Annotated in this window: 13 protein-coding genes; 1 reads left to right on the top strand and 12 read right to left on the bottom strand. The window is 71.3% G+C overall.

The annotated features are described in order from the left end of the window. Positions 1–481: 481 nt before the first annotated feature. The 9 genes from ACFRQN_RS17370 to ACFRQN_RS17330 form a co-directional block, all read right to left on the bottom strand. Positions 482–2005, bottom strand: a complete 1524-nt coding sequence (locus tag ACFRQN_RS17370) for a CoA-acylating methylmalonate-semialdehyde dehydrogenase (RefSeq protein WP_049660358.1) — start codon at positions 2003–2005, stop codon at positions 482–484. A 272-nt stretch (positions 2006–2277) separates the two neighbouring features. After that, positions 2278–3051: a hypothetical protein gene (locus ACFRQN_RS17365; RefSeq protein ID WP_380741079.1), complete on the bottom strand. Its 774-nt coding sequence runs from the start codon at positions 3049–3051 to the stop codon at positions 2278–2280. A 124-nt stretch (positions 3052–3175) separates the two neighbouring features. Then, positions 3176–3607 (bottom strand): hypothetical protein, encoded by a 432-nt coding sequence (locus ACFRQN_RS17360; protein WP_049651908.1) that lies wholly within the window; start codon positions 3605–3607, stop codon positions 3176–3178. A gap of 218 nt (positions 3608–3825) precedes the next feature. Then, positions 3826–5220, bottom strand: a complete 1395-nt coding sequence (locus ACFRQN_RS17355) for an FAD-binding oxidoreductase (protein ID WP_049651907.1) — start codon at positions 5218–5220, stop codon at positions 3826–3828. A 63-nt stretch (positions 5221–5283) separates the two neighbouring features. Beyond that, the gene (locus tag ACFRQN_RS17350) at positions 5284–6087 is read right to left on the bottom strand and encodes an ABC transporter permease (RefSeq protein ID WP_074001532.1); all 804 of its coding nucleotides are present in this window, start codon (positions 6085–6087) and stop codon (positions 5284–5286) included. Then, entirely contained in the window at positions 6087–7016 is a 930-nt protein-coding gene (locus tag ACFRQN_RS17345) for an ABC transporter permease (protein WP_049651905.1), read from the bottom strand. The genes ACFRQN_RS17350 and ACFRQN_RS17345 overlap by 1 nt, the downstream gene beginning before the upstream one ends. Further along, complete coding sequence (locus tag ACFRQN_RS17340; RefSeq protein WP_074001531.1) at positions 7013–8155, bottom strand: ABC transporter ATP-binding protein; 1143 nt, start codon at positions 8153–8155, stop codon at positions 7013–7015. Before ACFRQN_RS17340 ends, ACFRQN_RS17345 begins: the two co-directional genes overlap by 4 nt. A gap of 40 nt (positions 8156–8195) precedes the next feature. Continuing rightward, positions 8196–9446 (bottom strand): extracellular solute-binding protein, encoded by a 1251-nt coding sequence (locus ACFRQN_RS17335; protein ID WP_380741078.1) that lies wholly within the window; start codon positions 9444–9446, stop codon positions 8196–8198. Positions 9447–9500: 54 nt separating this feature from the next. After that, positions 9501–11012, bottom strand: a complete 1512-nt coding sequence (locus tag ACFRQN_RS17330; protein WP_380741077.1) for a gamma-aminobutyraldehyde dehydrogenase — start codon at positions 11010–11012, stop codon at positions 9501–9503. 312 nt (positions 11013–11324) lie between these two features. Here ACFRQN_RS17330 and ACFRQN_RS17325 point away from each other — a divergent pair, with 312 nt between their 5' ends. Further along, positions 11325–12977, top strand: coding sequence for a PucR family transcriptional regulator ligand-binding domain-containing protein (locus tag ACFRQN_RS17325; protein WP_074001528.1), 1653 nt, complete (start codon positions 11325–11327; stop codon positions 12975–12977). 3 nt (positions 12978–12980) lie between these two features. Here ACFRQN_RS17325 and ACFRQN_RS17320 read toward each other — a convergent pair whose 3' ends face one another. The 3 genes from ACFRQN_RS17320 to ACFRQN_RS17310 form a co-directional block, all read right to left on the bottom strand. Continuing rightward, on the bottom strand, positions 12981–14183 hold the full coding sequence (locus ACFRQN_RS17320; protein ID WP_380741076.1) for a spermidine/putrescine ABC transporter substrate-binding protein: 1203 nt from the start codon (positions 14181–14183) through the stop codon (positions 12981–12983). Positions 14184–14250: 67 nt separating this feature from the next. Next, positions 14251–15609, bottom strand: coding sequence for an aspartate aminotransferase family protein (locus tag ACFRQN_RS17315; RefSeq protein WP_049651899.1), 1359 nt, complete (start codon positions 15607–15609; stop codon positions 14251–14253). A 144-nt stretch (positions 15610–15753) separates the two neighbouring features. Next, complete coding sequence (locus ACFRQN_RS17310) at positions 15754–17247, bottom strand: gamma-aminobutyraldehyde dehydrogenase (RefSeq protein WP_380741075.1); 1494 nt, start codon at positions 17245–17247, stop codon at positions 15754–15756. Positions 17248–17249 lie beyond the last annotated feature (2 nt).

Genomic DNA, 17249 nt, shown 5'->3' with positions numbered 1-17249 from the left:
GCGTTGACTTTTGGCACGCTGTTGAGTTCTCAAGGAACGGACGCTTCCTTCGGACCGCCTTCCAGCGGACCCTCCGGGCTTCGTTCTTTCGTGTTTCCAGCTTATCAGATGTTTTCCGCTCCGTTTCCGGGGCTTCGTTCATCCAACTCGCCGGTGTCTTCCGGGGTTTGACGCCCTGTCCGACGTTTCAAACTCTAGCCGATCCCCGCTCCGAAAAGCGAATCCGACCGCAACCCGATAAAACGAGCACGCCGAATAAGCACCAGGTCACAGCGCCGAAAAGCGCAAACGACCGGCACGAACCGGAAGTGGTGTTTCAGAGGATTGGCCACCGCGGGACCGTCCGCGCAGATGCGTGTCCGGTGCTCCCTGCCAGGCAGCTCGAAGAACTGTACGCGCTTCCACGCACCGATGCAAACGTCGTGCAAAGACGGCCGGCCGGACCCCGGGGAGAGGGGTCCGGCCGGTGGTGCCGTGCGGATCAGCTGTTGGTGGGGAAGCCCAGGTTGATGCCGCCGTGCGACGGGTCCAGCCAGCGCTGGGTCACGGCCTTGCCCCGGGTGAAGAACTGCACGCCGTCCGGGCCGTACGCGTGGGCGTCGCCGAACAGCGAGGCCTTCCAGCCGCCGAAGGAGTAGTAGGCGACCGGGACCGGGATCGGCACGTTGATGCCGACCATGCCCACCTCCACCTCGAACTGGAAGCGCCGGGCCGCGCCGCCGTCGTTGGTGAAGAGGGCGGTGCCGTTGCCGTACGGGTTGGCGTTGATCAGCGCCAGGCCCTCCTCGTACGAGTCGACGCGCACCACCGAGAGGACCGGGCCGAAGATCTCGTCGTTGTAGACGGACATGCCGGGCTTCACGTGGTCGAACAGCGTGGGGCCGAGCCAGAAGCCGTCGGCCGTCGGGGAGCCGTTCCGGTCCTCGGCGGTGACCGGGTGCTTGCGGCCGTCCACCGCGAGCTCGGCGCCGTCGGCGACCCCGGACTCCACGTAGGAGGTGACCTTGTCCCGGTGCTGGCCGGTGACCAGCGGACCCATCTCGGACTCGCCGTTGCAGCCGGGGCCGACCTTCAGGGTGGCGATCCGCTGCTTGATCTTCTCGACCAGCTCGTCGCCGATCGGGTCGACCGCGACCAGCACGGACACCGCCATGCAGCGCTCGCCGGCCGCGCCGAAGCCCGCGTTGACGGCGGCGTCGGCGGCGAGGTCGAGGTCGGCGTCCGGCAGGACCAGCATGTGGTTCTTGGCGCCGCCCAGGGCCTGCACGCGCTTGCCGTAGCGGGTGCCGGTCTCGTAGACGTAGCGGGCGATCGGGGTGGAGCCGACGAAGCTGACGGACTTGACGTCCGGGTGCTCCAGCAGGCGGTCGACGGCCACCTTGTCGCCGTGCACGACGTTGAAGACGCCGTCCGGCAGGCCGGCCTCCTTCCACAGCTCGGCGAGGAAGTTGGCGGCGGACGGGTCCTTCTCCGAGGGCTTCACCACGACGGTGTTGCCGGCCGCGATGGCGATCGGGAAGAACCACATCGGCACCATGGCCGGGAAGTTGAACGGCGAGATGATCGCGACCGGGCCGAGCGGCTGGCGGATCGAGTAGACGTCGACGCCGGTCGAGGCCTGCTCGGTGAAGCCGCCCTTGACCAGCTGCGGGATGCCGCAGGCGTACTCCACGACCTCCAGGCCGCGGGCGATCTCGCCGAGCGCGTCGGAGTGCACCTTGCCGTGCTCGGCCACGATGATCGAGGCCAGCTCGTCGCGGCGGGCGTTCAGCAGCTCGCGGAAGGCGAAGAGCACCGTCGTCCGCTTCGCGATCGAGGCGGTGCGCCACTCGGTGAAGGCCGAGGCGGCGGCGGCCACGGCCTGGTCGACCTCGGCGATCTCGGCGAAGTCGACCTGGCCGGCGACCTGGCCGGTGGCCGGGTCGAAGACCTCGCCGCGACGGGGGGCCGCACCGGCGGTGGCGACGGGCTTGCCGCCGATCCAGTGAATGATGTGCTTGCTCAAGGTCCGTCTGCCTCCGAAGTCCCGGGCGGCGTCCTGCCACCGGTCCGGTCTGGCGCCGCCCGCACGTGGGCCGGGCGACGGGAATCACGGGGCTACCGCGCTCGTCTCCCAGTCTGGTGGCCGCTCCGGCGCAGCTCAACGAACAGGCTGACGGGGATCGTGGATTCAGCCTTACAGGTCGTCCGGTCACTCGCCCGAACGTGTGAACCCACCACGAATGCCCCCAACGGCACGGGCACCCAAACACCGCGGGCACCCGCGGGACCAGGGCGTCAGGACTCCCCGTCCTCCGGCTCCTCCAGGTACGGGTCGTGCAGCCCGTCCGCCGCCTCCCGGGTCTCCAGCAGGTCCAGCCGCAGGTCCTGCGCCCAGGCCAGCGCCCACCGCTTCAGCTCGTCCACCTTCCCGGCCGGCACGCCCCGGGCGCGGAACCGCCCGTCCGCCGCCTCGGCGAGCGCCTCCAGCCGTTCGGCCAGCGCCGCGGGCTGGAAGTCCGGGTCCAACTCGGCTGCCAGCGCGAGCAGTTCGCCCTCCCGGTAGCAGCGGGTGAGGGCGTGCACGTCGATCAGGTCGCGGGGCATGCCCCGGTCCACGAGCAGCGCGGTGGTCAGCGCGGCCGCGTCCTCCAGGGCGACGGCCGGCAGCACCGCCGGGGGCTCGTCCGGTCCGGGCGCACCGAGGTCGAACCGGACCGGCCGGTGTCCCAGCGGTTCCTTGCGCAGTTCCACCGAGTGCGACCGCCCACCCAGCGCCAGCCGGACGGTGAGCTGTTCCAGTCGCGGTGTGCCCGGCCGCTCGACGGCCCCGCCGCCCGCCGCCCGGTACGCCTCGCACAGCGCGGCGGCCACCTCCGGCAGGTCGGCGCCGCCGGTCGCCAGGGTCAGCCCGTCCTGCGGGCAGGCCGAGACGCCGTGGGCGCGCAGCGCGTGCCCTCCCGCCAGGGCGAGGCCGTACCGGTCGCAGACGGGTGCGGCCAGCGCGGCCAGGCGCAGCTGGGCGGGGCCCGGGCGGAGGGACGCGTCGACGGCGTGCGGGACGGTGGTCACGCCTCCAGTCTGACGCGACCGCCCGCTCCGCGCGCCAGTCGCCGGGCGCCCGGAGCGCTACCGGGCGCCCCCGGGCACCTCCTCACGCCCCCCGGGCCCCCGGTTCCGCACGAGACGGCGGGGCTCACCAGCCGCCGAGCCGGGCCGCCGCCTCGTGCAGGGCGAGCTCCAGCAGCACCGGGTCGGTGAGCCGCCCGGAGCCGTCCGGCGGGACCAGCCAGCGCACGCCCCGGCTGCGGCGCCCGGGGTGCGGGACGACGATCCAGGTGCCCTCCCCCGCACCGCGCACGCCGGTGCCGATCCAGCGGGCGGCGGTGCCGACGGGCACCAGGAAGCTGACCTGCCCGCCCCCGAAGTCGGTGAGGACCGGACCGCGGGTGCGCGGGTCCAGGACCTCCGCGGCCGGGCGCCCGAGCCGTCCGGGGACGGAGAGGACGTCCCAACGCCGGCCGGCCGGCAGCAGCACCAGGCCCAGCCCGGTGCGCTCCCACTGGTCCCGGAAGGCCTCCGGGTCCGGTGCCGCCTGGGCGAGCCAGTGCAGTCCGGTGGTCTCCATGTCGTGTCCCCGCTTCTTGCCGTTCGTACTGTTCGGAGACGGCGGGAAGAGCGAGACCCGCCGTCACCAAGGAGAGGCGGACGGCGGGTCCCGATTACACGACTAGGGGCACCCGGCTACGGGCGTTCGTGGTTTCAACGGTTTCAACGATTTCAACGGCTTCAGCCGTTTCGGCAGATCAGCGGTTCAGCGTTCCAGTGGTTCAGCATTTCAGCGGTTCAGCTGTCGAAGCCGAGCCCCAGCCGGTCGAGGGTGCGCAGCCAGAGGTTGCGGTGGCCGCCGTTGCGGTCCGCCCGCTCCAGCGACCGGGTGGTGAGCTCGATCCCGGCCCAGCGCACCGGCTCGGGCGGGAACGGCAGCGGCTTGCTGCGCACCATCTCCAGCGAGGTGCGCTCGGTGCGCTCGCCGGCCAGCAGGTCGAGCATCACCTCGGCGCCGAAGCGGGTCGCGCCGACGCCGAGCCCGGTGTAGCCGACCGCGTACGCGACCTTGCCCCGGTACCCGGTGTCGAAGAACGCCGAGAAGCGGCTGCAGGTGTCGATCGCGCCGCCCCAGGCGTGGGTGAAGCGCAGGCCCTCCAGCTGCGGGAAGCAGCGGAAGAAGTGGTTGGCCAGGGTGCGGAAGGTCTCCGGCCGCTGGTCGTACTCGTGCCGGACCTGGCCGCCGAAGTGGTAGACCGCGTCGTAGCCGCCCCAGAGGATCCGGTTGTCGGCGGAGAGCCGGAAGTAGTGGAACTTGTTGGCGCTGTCGCCGAGGCCCTGGCGCCCGCGCCAGCCGATCGCGGCGAGCTGCTCCTCGCTGAGCGGCTCGGTCATCAGCGCGTAGTCGTACACCGGGACGACGTACGGGCGGACCCGCTTGAGCAGCGACGGGAACACGTTGGTGCCGAGCGCGACCTTGCGGGCGAAGACCCGGCCGTACGGGGTGCGGACGGCCATGCCGCTGCCGTGCTCCCGCAGGTCGGTGGCCCGGGTGTGCTCGAAGATCCGCACGCCCTGGCCCAGGCAGGCGTCCTTGAGGCCCCAGGCGAGCTTGGCGGGGTGGACCATCGCCACGCCCTCCTTGTCCCAGAGGCCGCCGAGGAAGGTCGGCGAGTCGACCTCGGCGCGCAGTTGGTCGGCGTCCAGGACGGTGATGTCGAAGCCGTACCGGGCGACCGCCTCGGCGATCTCGTGGAGCTCCTCGACCTGGTGGGGCTGGGTGGCGACGTCGATCTCGCCGGTGCGCTCCCACTCGGCGTCGATGCCGTAGCGCTTGAGGGTGGCCTCGATGCCGTCGAGGTTGGCGGCACCGAGGCGTTCCAGCTGGGCCAGTTCGGACGGCCAGCGGTCCAGGCCGTTGCCGAAGCCGTGGGTCAGGCTGGCCGCGCAGAACCCGCCGTTGCGCCCGGACGCGGCCCACCCGACCTCGTTGCCCTCGACCAGCACGACGTCCAGCGAGGGGTCGCGTTCCTTGGCGATGAGGGCGGTCCACAGGCCGGAGTAGCCGCCGCCGACGACCAGCAGGTCGCAGGTGGTGTCGCCGACCAGGGCGGGCAGTGCCGCCGGCCGGCCGGGATCCTCCAGCCAGAAGGGGGTGGGCCTGGCGTCACTGAGTGCGCGGGCGGAGTCCATGCATTATCAGCCACTTTCTACGAATAGGTGATGGTTGTACTGGCCACCGTCGTCGACCGTATGTCAGGCGGCGGCCTTCCGGCGGTTGCCCAGCCACTGGCCGACGACGGTCAGCAGGACGGCGGCGAGGAACATCGCGGTGCCGATGACGTTCACCTGTACCGGGATGCCGCGCTGCGAGGCGCCCCAGACGAACATCGGGAAGGTGACCGTGGTCGGCCCCGAGTTGAACTGGGTGATGATGAAGTCGTCGAAGGAGAGCGCGAAGCTGAGCAGCGCGCCCGCCGCGATGCCGGGCGCCGCCAGCGGCAGGGTGACTCTCAGGAAGGTCTGGACGGGGGTCGCGTAGAGGTCCTGGGCGGCCTGTTCGAGCCTCGGGTCCATGCTCATCACGCGCGCCTTGACCGCCGTCACCACGAAGCTGAGGCAGAACATGATGTGGGCGATGAGGATGGTGGTGAACCCGAACGGGATGCGCATGTTGAGGAAGAGCGTCCCGAGCGAGGCGGCCATGACCACCTCGGGCATGGCCATCGGCAGGAAGATCATCGCGGTGGTGGCCGAGCGGCCGCGGAAGCGGTAGCGGGCCAGCGCGAAGGCGACCATGGTCCCGAGCACGGTGGCGCCGATGGTGGCGAGCACCGCGATCTGCAGGCTGAGCGAGAGCGACTGGCACATGTCGGCCACGCCGCAGGGGTTGGTCCAGGCGTCGGTGGAGAACTCGTTCCACTCGTAGTTGAACTTGCCCACCGGCTTGTTGAACGAGAAGGCGAGCACGACCAGGTTGGGCAGCACCAGGTAGGCGAGGGCCAGCAGGCCGGCCAGCACCACCAGGTGGGCGCGGATCCACTTGGAAATCCGGGACATCAGACCAGATCCTCCGTCCCGGCCTTGCGCATGTAGACCGTCACCATGCCCAGGATCAGGGCCATCAGGATGAAGCTCAGCGCGGCGGCCGTGGGGTAGTCGAGCACGTTCAGGAACTGCTTCTGGATGCCGTTGCCGACCATCTGCTCGCTCGGCGAGCCCAGCAGCTGGGCGTTGATGTAGTCGCCGGAGGCGGGGATGAAGGTCAGCAGGGTGCCCGCGACCACGCCCGGCAGCGAGATCGGGAAGGTGACCTTGCGGAAGGTGGTGAACGGCCGGGCGTAGAGGTCACCGGCCGCCTCGTGCAGGCGCGGGTCGATCCGCTCCAACGAGGTGTACAGCGGCAGGATCATGAACGGCAGGAAGTTGTAGGTCAGGCCGCAGACCACGGCGAGCGGCGTGGCCAGCACCCGGTCGCCGCTGGTCAGGCCGAGCAGGTTGGTGACGTCCAGGACGTGCAGCGCGTTCAGCGCGCCGACCACCGGGCCGCCGTCGGACAGGATGGTCTTCCAGGCCAGCGTGCGGATCAGGAAGCTGGTGAAGAACGGCGCGATGACCAGGATCAGGATGACGTTGCGCCAGCGCTTGCTCGCCTTGAAGGCGATCGTGTACGCGAGCGGGTAGCCGACGGCCAGGCAGAGCACGGTGGCGACGGCCGCGTAGGAGAACGAGCGCAGGAAGTGCCACCGGTACTCGACCAGGGCGTCCCAGTAGGTCGATATGTGCCAGGTGACCTTGAAGCCCTCTTCGAGCGAGCCGCTCTGCAGCGAGGTCGACGCCTGGTAGACCAGCGGGACGGCGAAGAAGACGACCAGCCAGGCGATGCCGGGAAGCAGCAGCCAGTACGGGGTGAGCTTGCGCCTGGGCTTCGGCGCCGGTCCCTCCAGCGGTATGACCTGGGGTGGCGCGGCCGGGGTGGTGGTGGTCATGCGGCCTCCTCCGCGGTGCCCGCGTCGATCGCCTGGGCGGCGTCCAGGGCGAAGGAGTGCGCCGGGTTCCAGTGCAGCTGGACGGCCGCGCCGGGGACGATCCGCGCGTCGCGCTCCATGTTCTGCTCGAAGACGGTGACCTCCTGGCCGCCGTCGGTGCGCACCACGTACTGGGTGGAGACGCCGATGAAGCTGGAGTCGAGCACCGTGCCGGCCAGCCGGTTGCGGCCGTCGGCGACCTGCTCGGAGGCGTGGGTGATGGTGATCTTCTCCGGGCGCACGCCCAGGTGGACGCGCTTGGCGTCGGTGGCGCAGCGCGCCTTCGGCACCGCGAGGCGGGCGCCGGCCGCGCTGAGCAGCAGGTCGCCGCCCTCGGTGCCGGTGACCTCGGCGGGCAGCAGGTTGGACTGGCCGAGGAAGTTGGCCACGAAGGTGGTGGCGGGGTTCTCGTACAGGTCGGCGGGGGCGCCCAGCTGCTCGACCCGGCCGCCGTTCATCACCGCGATGGTGTCGGCCATGGTCATGGCCTCCTCCTGGTCGTGGGTGACGTGCACGAAGGTGATGCCGACCTCGGTCTGGATCCGCTTGAGCTCCAGCTGCATCTGGCGGCGGAGCTTGAGGTCGAGCGCGCCGAGCGGCTCGTCCAGGAGCAGCACCTGCGGGTGGTTGATCAGTGCGCGGGCGACCGCGACGCGCTGCTGCTGGCCGCCGGAGAGCTGGTGCGGCTTGCGCCGGGCGTACTGGCCGAGCTCGACCAGCTCCAGCATCTCCTCGACCTGCTTCCTGACGTCCTTCCTGCCGCGCCGGCGCAGGCCGAAGGCGACGTTCTCGAAGATGTCCAGGTGCGGGAAGAGCGCGTAGCTCTGGAAGACGGTGTTCACCGGCCGCTTGTACGGGGGCAGGGCGGTGACGTCCTGGCCGCCGATCAGGACGGTGCCGCTGGTGGGCTCCTCCAGGCCGGCGATCATGCGCAGGGTGGTGGTCTTGCCGCAGCCGGAGGCGCCGAGCAGGGCGAAGAACGAGCCCTGCGGGACGGTCAGGTCGAGCGGGTGGACGGCGGTGAAGGAGCCGTAGGTCTTGCCGATGCCGGTGAGCCGGACGTCGCCGCCGACGGCCGCGTCGCGCTGCTGGTCTGTCATGGGGTGGTGTCTTCCTGGGATTCTCTGCCGGGAGCGGGGGTCAGGCGCCGATGAGCTTGGAGAACTTCTGCTCGAAGTCGCTCTCCTCGCTCTCGGAGAGCGTGCGGAACACGTGCGCCCTGCCCGCCATCTCGGGGGTGGGTACGACCAGCGGGTTGGCCGCGGTGTCCGGGGCGATGCCGGCGAGCTCGTCCTTCATCCCGGTGACGGCGGAGACGAAGCCGATGCCCGCGACCAGCTGCGCCGCGATCTTCGGCTGATAGTAGAAGTCGATCAGCTTCTCCGCGTTCGCCTTGTGCTGGGCCCTGGCCGGGACCAGCATGTTGTCGGTCGAGGCGATGTAGCCCTTCTCCGGGATGACGAACTCGATGTCCGGGTTGTCGGCGCGCAGTTGGATCAGGTCGCCGCCCCAGGCGATGCAGGCCGCGATGTCGCCGGCGGAGAGCTCCTGGCCGTAGTCGTTGCCGGTGAAGCGGCGGATCTGCTTGCTGTCGACGGCCTTCTGGAGGCGGGCGACCGCGCTGTCGAAGTCGTCGGCGGTGAACCTCTCGGTGCTCTTGCCCTGGTCCAGCAGGACCATCCCGATGCTGTCGCGCATCTCGGAGAGGAAGGTGACCCGGCCCTTGAGGTCGGGATCGTCCAGCAGCTGGGAGACGCTGGTGACCTCCTTCCCCCTGGTCGCCTTCCGGTTGTACGCGACGACGGTCTGGATGCCGGCCCACGGGTAGGAGTAGAGCCGCCCCGGGTCCCAGTCGGGGGCGCGGAAGCGCGACTCGATGGTGGTGATCGCGGTGGTGACGTTCGCCGGGTTGAGCTTCTGCACCCAGCCGAGCCGGATCAGCCGGGCGGCCATCCAGTCGGTGAGCACCATCAGGTCGCGGCCGGTGTCCTGGCCGGAGGCGAGCTGCGGCTTGATCTTCCCGAAGAACTCGACGTTGTCGTTGACGTCCTCGTTGTACTTCACCTTGATCCCGGTGGCCTCGGTGAAGGCCTCCAGGGTGCCGTGCTTCTCCTTGTCCTTCTCGTCCGTGTCCACGTACAGCGGCCAGTTGGAGAAGTCGACCTCCTTCTGCGTCTCCGAGAGGTCCTTGGCGGCGTTCGCGGTCGAGTCGCCGGTCGCCCGGGGGGCCGCCGGGATCCCGCAGGCGGCCAGGGTGCCCGCTCCGGCGCTCAGCGCGGCGGCGCGCAGCAGGGTGCGGCGGCCGAGCGCGGCCCGGCCGCTGGTCAGACTGCGTTCCCAGGCCCTTCGGACCGGTTCGGGCAGACCGTCGGTGAGCTCGTTGAACGCCATGGAACGGGCCTCCTGGGGGAGATGGGGTGTGGGGGCACCCGCGTGGTCCGGGGGTTATCTGTCTCCGAAGACGGTGCGGTGCCAGTCCTTGCGGGCCACCGCGGTGGTGTCGAACATGACGTGCTTGACCTGGGTGTACTCGTCCAGCGAGTACTGGGACATGTCCTTGCCGTAGCCGGACGCCTTGTAGCCGCCGTGCGGCATCTCGCTGATGATCGGGATGTGGTCGTTGACCCAGACGCAGCCGGCCGCGATCTCCCGGGTGGCGCGCAGCGAGCGGTGCACGTTGCTCGTCCAGGCGGAGGCGGCCAGCCCGTACGGGGTGTCGTTGGCCAGCCGCAGGCCCTCGTCGTCGCCGTCGAAGGGCAGCACCACCAGCACCGGGCCGAAGATCTCGCCCTGCACGACCTCGCTGTCCTGGGCCGCGCCGGTGATCAGGGTCGGCCGGTAGTACGCGCCCCGGGTGAGGTCGGTGCCGTCGTGGCCCTTCTCCGGGGCCCGGCCGCCGGTGACCACGGTGGCGTACGAGCGGGCGCGCTCCACGAAGCCGGCCACCCGGTCCCGGTGGGCGTACGAGACCAGCGGGCCGAGGTCGGTGCGCGGGTTCAGCGGGTCGCCGATCCGGATCGCCGCGTACAGCTCGGCCACCCCGGCCACGAAGGCGTCGTACAGCGGGCGCTGGACGTAGGCGCGGGTGGCGGCGGTGCAGTCCTGGCCGCCGTTGATCAGCGAGGCCGCGACCGCTCCGTGCACCGCGGCGTCCAGGTCGGCGTCGTCGAAGACCACGAACGGGGCCTTGCCGCCGAGCTCCAGGTGGGTGCGCTTGACGCCCGCGGTGGCGATCTCGGCGACCCGCTTGCCGACGCCGGTGGAGCCGGTGAAGGAGACCATCGCGACGTCCGGGTGCCCGACCAGGTGCTCGCCCGCGGTGCGCCCGGCGCCGGTGACCACGTTGACCACGCCGTCCGGGATGTCGGCGGCGGTGCAGGCCCGGGCGAACATCAGCGAGGTCAGCGGGGTCAGCTCGGCCGGCTTGAGCACGATGGTGTTGCCCGCGGCGATCGCCGGGAGGATCTTCCAGGCGGCCATCTGCAGCGGGTAGTTCCACGGCGAGATCGAGCCGACCACGCCGACCGCCTCGCGCCGCACGTACGAGGTGTGGTCACCGGAGTACTCGCCGGCCGCCTTGCCCTCCAGGTTGCGGGCGGCGCCGGCGAAGAAGGCGGCGTTGTCGACGGTGCCGGGCACGTCGAACTCGGTGGCCAGCTTGACCGGCTTGCCGGTCTGCGCGGTCTCCACCCGGGCCAGGTCGTCGGCCGCCCCGGCCAGCACGGCGGCCAGCCGGGTGAGCGCCTCGGAGCGCGCACCGGGGGTGGCCGAGGACCAGCCGGGCAGGGCCGCCCTGGCGGCGGCGACGGCGGTGTCCACGTCCCCGGCGGTGGCCAGCGCGACCTGCTCGACCACGCTGCCGTCGGCGGGGTTGACGACCTGGAAGGGCTCGCCGCTCCCCCTGGTCTGGCGTCCCGCGATGTACTGCGCGCCCGGGCCGAAGTCGGTCAGGTCCATCTGGTTCCTCCAAGTGCCGTGGTTCGACCGCTGCGGGGTCACGCGTCCGCGGTGGGGGTCTGCGGTCCCGCTGACCTTGCCTGCTGCGGGGTTGGGGTGACAAGGGTCACTTCGACAACCTCGGCACGAAGGGCCTTACAGGGTGCAAGGGTGCGGGCAGGGCAACAGGTCGTCGGGGGGATGGATGATTTACCTGACACCCTGACTGCACGACCCTGACCGCACACCCCGACCGCGTCACCCTGACCGCGTCACCCGAAACCAGAACGCCCGGAGCCCCGGCTCCGCTCTCCACAGCCCCGGAGGCCCGCGATGCTCCCCACCGTCGCCCGAGTCCTCGACCTCGACGTGATGCGGCGCGGCCTGCCCCAGGTGGTGGCCGGCGCCGACCACCTGGAGCGGCCGGTCCGCTGGGTCCACGTCAGCGAACTGCCCGACGTCGCCGGGATGCTCCGCGGCGGCGAACTGGTGCTGACCACCGGCATCGCGCTGCCCGAGGACCGCGAGGGCCTGGCCCGCTACGTGCGCGAGCTGGACGAGGTCGGGGTGGCCGGCCTGGTCGTCGAGTTCGGGCGGCGCTACTTCGACTCGCTCCCCCGCGCCCTGGTCAACGCCGCCGAGCAGCGCGGACTGCCGCTGATCACGCTCCGCCGCGAGCTGCGCTTCGTCGCCGTCACCGAGGCCGTGCACGCCCTGGTGGTCAACTCCCAGCTGGAGCAGCTGCGGATCTCCGAGTCGGTCCACCAGGTCTTCAACGAGCTGGTGGTGGAGGGCGCCGAGCCGCCCGAGGTGATCCGCCAGGTGTCCCGGATGGCCGGCGCCCCGGTCGTCCTGGAGAACCTGGCCCACCAGGTGCTCGCCCACGACGCCGCCGGACGCCCGGAGGCCGAGGTGCTGGAGGACTGGGAGCGCCGCTCGCGCGGCGTCCGGCCGGCCGGACGCACCGGCCACGACCCGCGCAGCGGCTGGCTGGTCACCACCGTCGGAGCCCGCGGCCAGGACTGGGGCCGGCTGGTGCTGGTGCAGGAGCCCGGCCCGCTGCCCGAGGGCGAGGCCCACCCGCACACCATGCTGCTGGAGCGCGGCGCCTCCGCGCTGGCGCTCAACCGGCTGGTGGTGCGCGACCGGGAGAGCCTGGAGCGGCAGACCCACCGCACCCTGCTGTCCGGCATCCTCACCCATGCGCTGACCGTCTCCGAGGCGGCGCTGCGCGCCCAGGCCCTCGGCATCCCGCTGGAGGGCCGCCGGCTGGTCGGCGTGGTGCTGCGGCAGCGGCGCGGCCCGATCCCGGCCGCGCTGGAGGCGCAGGCCCGGCTGCGCGACTTCACCGAGCTGGCCGCCGGCGCCGTCCGGGCCTGTCGGCTGACCGCCCTGGTCGGCGCGCTGGACGACGAGGCCGTCGGGCTGCTGATCACGCTCGGCACCCAGCAGGACGAGCACGCCTCGCTGGACGCCCTCTCCGCCGCGCTGCGCCGGATGTCCGCCGAGGCCGGACGGGAGGGCGGCGACCCGGCGGGCCCGGTGGTCGCGGTCGGCTCCTCGGTCGGCTCGGTGCGCGACGCCCGGCGCACCCTGCTGGAGGCCACCCAGGTCGCCGACGCCGCCCTGCACGACGCGCCCGGCGGCCGCAGCTCCTCCTACTACCGCCTGCCGGACGTCCGGCTGCGCGGCCTGCTCCACCTGCTGCGCGACGACGCCCGGCTGCAGACGTACGTGGAGCGGGAGTTGGGCCCGCTGCTGGCCCACGACGCCGAGCACAACGGCCAGTTGGTGCAGATGCTGCGGATCTACCTGGAGCAGGGCCGGAACAAGTCGGCCGCCGCGGACGCCGCGCACCTGTCCCGGCCGTCCTTCTACGACCGGCTGCACAAGGTCGAGCGGATCCTCGGCGTCGACCTCGACCAGGTGGAGTCCTGCCTCTCCCTGCACGTGGCGCTGCTCGCCCTGGACGCCGTCCGGCGGTAGCGGTCACACCCCGGTGATGCGCCCCCAGACCTTGTGCAGCTCGGGCCGCTCGGCCGAGGTGACGTCGCGCATGGTGTGCAGCCGGGCGCGCATCCCGTCGGTCGGGAACACCAGCGGGTTCTCGGCGAGTTCGGCCTTCTCCTTGTCGCCGCTGGCCGCCAGCACCTCGCGGGCGGCCGGCACCGGGCAGATGTACTGGACGAACGCGGCGAGTTCGGCGGCCACCTCGGGCTGGTAGTAGTAGTCGATCAGCAGCTCGGCGTTGCGCTTGTGGGCGGCCCGGTTGGGGATCATCAGGCTCTCCGCCCACAGCTCGCCGCCCTCCTCCGGCACCACGAACTCGATGTCCGGGTTCTCGGCGGTGAGCTGGACGGCGTCGCCGGAGTAGGCCTGGCAGGCGAGCGCCGCACCGGAGGCGAGGTCGCTGGTGTAGTCGTTGCCGGTGAAGCGCCGGACGTGGCCGCTGTCCACCGTCTTCTGCACCAGGTCCATCGCCCGGCGCGCGTCGTCGTCGGTGAACTTCGCGATGTCCGCGCCCTGGGAGAGCATCAGCAGCCCGAGCGCCTCGTCCAGCCCGGCGAACAGCGTGACCCGGCCCTTGAGGTCGGGCGCCCACAGGTCGGCGGTGGACCTGATCTCCCGGCCGAGCGCCTTGCGGTTGTAGGCGATGCCGGTGATCCCGGACTGCCACGGCACGCTGCGCCGGCGCCCGGGGTCGAAGGCCGGGTCGGCCAGCTGCGGGTCCAGGTTGGCCGTGACGTTGGGCAGGTTGGCCCGGTCCATGGCCTGCACCCAGCCCAGTGAGACGTACCGCCCGGCCATCCAGTCGCTGATCACCATCAGGTCCCGGCCGGGGGCGGCGCCCTGGGTGAGCACCGGGCTGATCTTGCCGAAGAACTCGTCGTTGTCGTTGATGTCCTCGGTGTAGCCGACCGCGATCCCGGTCTTCTCGCTGAAGGCGTCCAGGGTCGGGCGCCCGCCCGCGTCGTCGGTGTCGATGTACTGCGTCCAGTTGGAGAAGACGAGCCGCTTGTCGTCCTCCGAACGGTCCGGCGCCGAGCGGCGGTCCTCGGCCACGTACGCGGCCGGGATGCCGCAACCGGTCAGCACGCCGGCGCCGAGCAGCGCGGCCCCGCCGAGCACGGAACGCCGGCGGACGGGGCTGGAGGCGGGAGCACGGCGGGTCAGGGTGGAGCTGCTGGGCATGAGCGGCCTTCCGGAGCGTGGGACGGCCCCGGGCACGCGGGTGCTCGGGGCCGTCCTGGTTGGTACGTCAGACAGTGTGCGCGTCGGTGAGCGACAGCACCTCGTCCAGGACCGCGAGGCCGGTCTTGGCCTCCTCCTCGGTGACGGTGCACGGCGGGACGACGTGGAAGCGGTTCATGTTGACGAACGGCCAGAGCCCGCGCTGCTTGCAGGCCGCGGCCAGCTCGCCCATCGGCGCGTTGGCGGCGCCGGCCGCGTTGTAGGGCACCAGCGGCTCGCGGGTCTCCCGGCTCTTCACCAGGTCCAGCGCCCAGAACACGCCGAGGCCGCGGACCTCGCCGATCGACGGGTGCCGCTCGGCCAGCTCGCGCAGGCCGGGGCCGAGCACCGTCTCGCCGATGTGCTTGGCGTTCTCGACGATGCCCTCCTCCGCCATGGTGGTGATGGTCGCCACCGCGGAGGCGCAGGCCAGCGGGTGGCCGGAGTAGGTGAGCCCGCCGGGGAAGGGCCGCTCGGCGAAGGTGGCCGCGATCTCGGCGCTGATCGCCACGCCGCCCAGCGGCACGTAGCCCGAGTTGACGCCCTTGGCGAAGGTGAGCAGGTCCGGGGTGACGCCCCAGTGGTCGGCGGCGAACCACTCGCCGGTGCGGCCGAAGCCGGCCATCACCTCGTCCAGGATGAACACGATCCCGTAGCGGTCGCAGATCTCCCGCACCCCGGCCAGGTAGCCGGCCGGCGGGACCAGGATGCCCGCGGTGCCGACCACGGTCTCCAGGATGATCGCCGCGACGGTGCCGGGCCCCTCGAACGCGATCACCTGCTCCAGGTGCTCCAGCGCGCGCTCGCACTCCTGCGCCTCGTTCTCGGCGTGGAAGTTGGAGCGGTAGGCGTACGGCCCCCAGAAGTGCACCACGCCGGAGACGCCGCTCTCGTTGGGCCAGCGCCGCGGGTCGCCGGTGAGGGCGATCGCGTTGGCGGTGGCGCCGTGGTACGAGCGGTAGGTGGACAGCACCTTCTGCCGGCCGGTGTGCAGCCGGGCCAGCCGGATGGCGTTCTCGTTGGCCTCGGCGCCGCCGTTGGTGAAGAAGATCTTGTCCAGGTCTCCGGGGGTGCGCTCGGCGATCAGCCGGGCGGCCTCGCTGCGCGCCTCGACCGCGAAGCCGGGGGCGATGGTGCAGAGCTTCGCCGCCTGCTCCTGGATCGCGGCGACCACCTTCGGGTGCTGGTGGCCGATGTTGGTGTTGACCAGCTGCGAGGAGAAGTCGAGGTAGCGGTTGCCGTCGTAGTCCCAGAAGTACGAGCCCTCGGCGCCGGCCACCGCGAGGGGGTCGATCAGCGCCTGGGCGGACCACGAGTGGAAGACGTGCGCGCGGTCGACGGCCTTGACGGCCTGGCCGGCAGCTGAGTCAGCGGTGGGAATGCTCATGCCGGTAAGGCTAGGGCGGGCCCGTCCCCGAAGGGCAGTTCCATCGTGTCAGCCGGTCGCGCCAACCGTCGACAGGGTGCAAAGACACAGGGCCCGGGTCGAGAAGACCCGGGCCCATGGTCGGTTCAGCCGGTGATCAATTGATCAGATCGCGGTCATGACGTGCTTCACCCGGGTGTAGTCCTCGAAGCCGTACGCCGACAGGTCCTTGCCGTAGCCGGACTTCTTGAAGCCGCCGTGCGGCATCTCGGCGACCAGCGGGATGTGGGTGTTGATCCAGACGCAGCCGAAGTCCAGGCGGCGCGACATCCGCATGGCGCGGGCGTGGTCCTTGGTCCACACCGAGGAGGCCAGCGCGAACTCGACGCCGTTGGCGTACTCGACGGCCTGGTCCTCGTCGGTGAACTTCTGCACGGTGATGACCGGGCCGAAGACCTCGTTCTGGATGATCTCGTCGTCCTGGTTCAGGCCGGAGACGACGGTCGGGGCGTAGAAGTACCCCTTGTCACCGACCTGGTGGCCACCGGCCTCGACCTTGGCGTGGGCGGGCAGCCGCTCGATGAAGCCGGAGACCTGCTTCAGCTGGTTGGCGTTGTTCAGCGGGCCGTACAGCACGTCCTCGTCGTCCACGCCGCCGGTCTTGGTCTCGGCCGCGGCCTTGGCCAGCGCCTCGACGAAGGCGTCGTGGATCGACTCGTGGACCAGCACGCGGGTGGCGGCCGTACAGTCCTGGCCGGCGTTGAAGTAGCCCGCCACCGAGATGCCCTCGACGGCCTCGGCGATGTCGGCGTCCTCGAAGACCACGACCGGGGCCTTGCCGCCCAGCTCCAGGTGGACGCGCTTGACGTCCTTGGAGGCGGACTCGGCGACCGAGATGCCGGCGCGCACCGAGCCGGTGATGGAGGCCATCGCCGGGGTCTTGTGCTCGACCATCAGCTTGCCGGTCTCGCGGTCGCCGCAGATGACGTTGAAGACGCCGGCCGGCAGCTCCAGCTCCTTGAGCACGCCGCCGATGATCTCGGCCAGCAGCACGGTGGAGGCCGGGGTGGTGTCGGAGGGCTTCAGCACGACGGCGTTGCCCGCGGCGATGGCCGGGGCGAACTTCCAGACGGCCATCATCATCGGGTAGTTCCACGGCGCGACCTGGGCGCAGACGCCGACCGGCTCGCGGCGGATGATCGAGGTCATCCCGTCCATGTACTCACCGGCGGCCTTGCCCTCCAGCATGCGGGCCGCACCGGCGAAGAACCGGATCTGGTCCACCATCGGGCCGATCTCCTCGGAGAGGGTCAGCGCGCGGGGCTTGCCGGTGTTGCGCACCTCGGTGTCGACGATCTCGTCGGCGCGGGCCTCGACCGCGTCGGCGATCTTGAGCAGCAGCTTCTGCCGGGTGCTCGGGGTGGAGTCGCGCCAGATCGGGAACGCGGCGGCGGCCGAGGCCATGGCGGCGTCCACGTCAGCGGCACCGGACAGCGGCGACGTCGCGTAGACCTCGCCGGTGGTCGGGTCGACGATGTCGAGCGTGCGGCCGTCGACCGCGTCGACGAACTCACCGTTGATGTAGTTGCGCAGCGTGCGAAGGTCGCTCACGGATCTCTCCTCGGTCTGGGCCTGCGGCGTTGCAGATTCCGGCGCCATGG

Origin of the sequence: Kitasatospora sp. NPDC056800, from assembly GCF_042789775.1 — a bacterium.
Classification (GTDB): Bacteria; Actinomycetota; Actinomycetes; order Streptomycetales; family Streptomycetaceae; genus Kitasatospora.
Note: the sequence above shows the minus strand (reverse complement) of the source record. Positions and strands in the feature narration are given on the sequence as shown.

Coding starts and splice junctions, on each gene's coding strand:
- ACFRQN_RS17345 (WP_049651905.1), bottom strand. CDS start 7,016: ATGACCACCACCACCCCGGCCGCGCCACCCCAGGTCATACCGCTGGAG.
- ACFRQN_RS17325 (WP_074001528.1), top strand. CDS start 11,325: ATGCTCCCCACCGTCGCCCGAGTCCTCGACCTCGACGTGATGCGGCGC.
- ACFRQN_RS17310 (WP_380741075.1), bottom strand. CDS start 17,247: ATGGCGCCGGAATCTGCAACGCCGCAGGCCCAGACCGAGGAGAGATCC.
- ACFRQN_RS17350 (WP_074001532.1), bottom strand. CDS start 6,087: ATGTCCCGGATTTCCAAGTGGATCCGCGCCCACCTGGTGGTGCTGGCC.
- ACFRQN_RS17335 (WP_380741078.1), bottom strand. CDS start 9,446: ATGGCGTTCAACGAGCTCACCGACGGTCTGCCCGAACCGGTCCGAAGG.
- ACFRQN_RS17360 (WP_049651908.1), bottom strand. CDS start 3,607: ATGGAGACCACCGGACTGCACTGGCTCGCCCAGGCGGCACCGGACCCG.
- ACFRQN_RS17355 (WP_049651907.1), bottom strand. CDS start 5,220: ATGGACTCCGCCCGCGCACTCAGTGACGCCAGGCCCACCCCCTTCTGG.
- ACFRQN_RS17320 (WP_380741076.1), bottom strand. CDS start 14,183: ATGCCCAGCAGCTCCACCCTGACCCGCCGTGCTCCCGCCTCCAGCCCC.
- ACFRQN_RS17340 (WP_074001531.1), bottom strand. CDS start 8,155: ATGACAGACCAGCAGCGCGACGCGGCCGTCGGCGGCGACGTCCGGCTC.
- ACFRQN_RS17315 (WP_049651899.1), bottom strand. CDS start 15,609: ATGAGCATTCCCACCGCTGACTCAGCTGCCGGCCAGGCCGTCAAGGCC.
- ACFRQN_RS17330 (WP_380741077.1), bottom strand. CDS start 11,012: ATGGACCTGACCGACTTCGGCCCGGGCGCGCAGTACATCGCGGGACGC.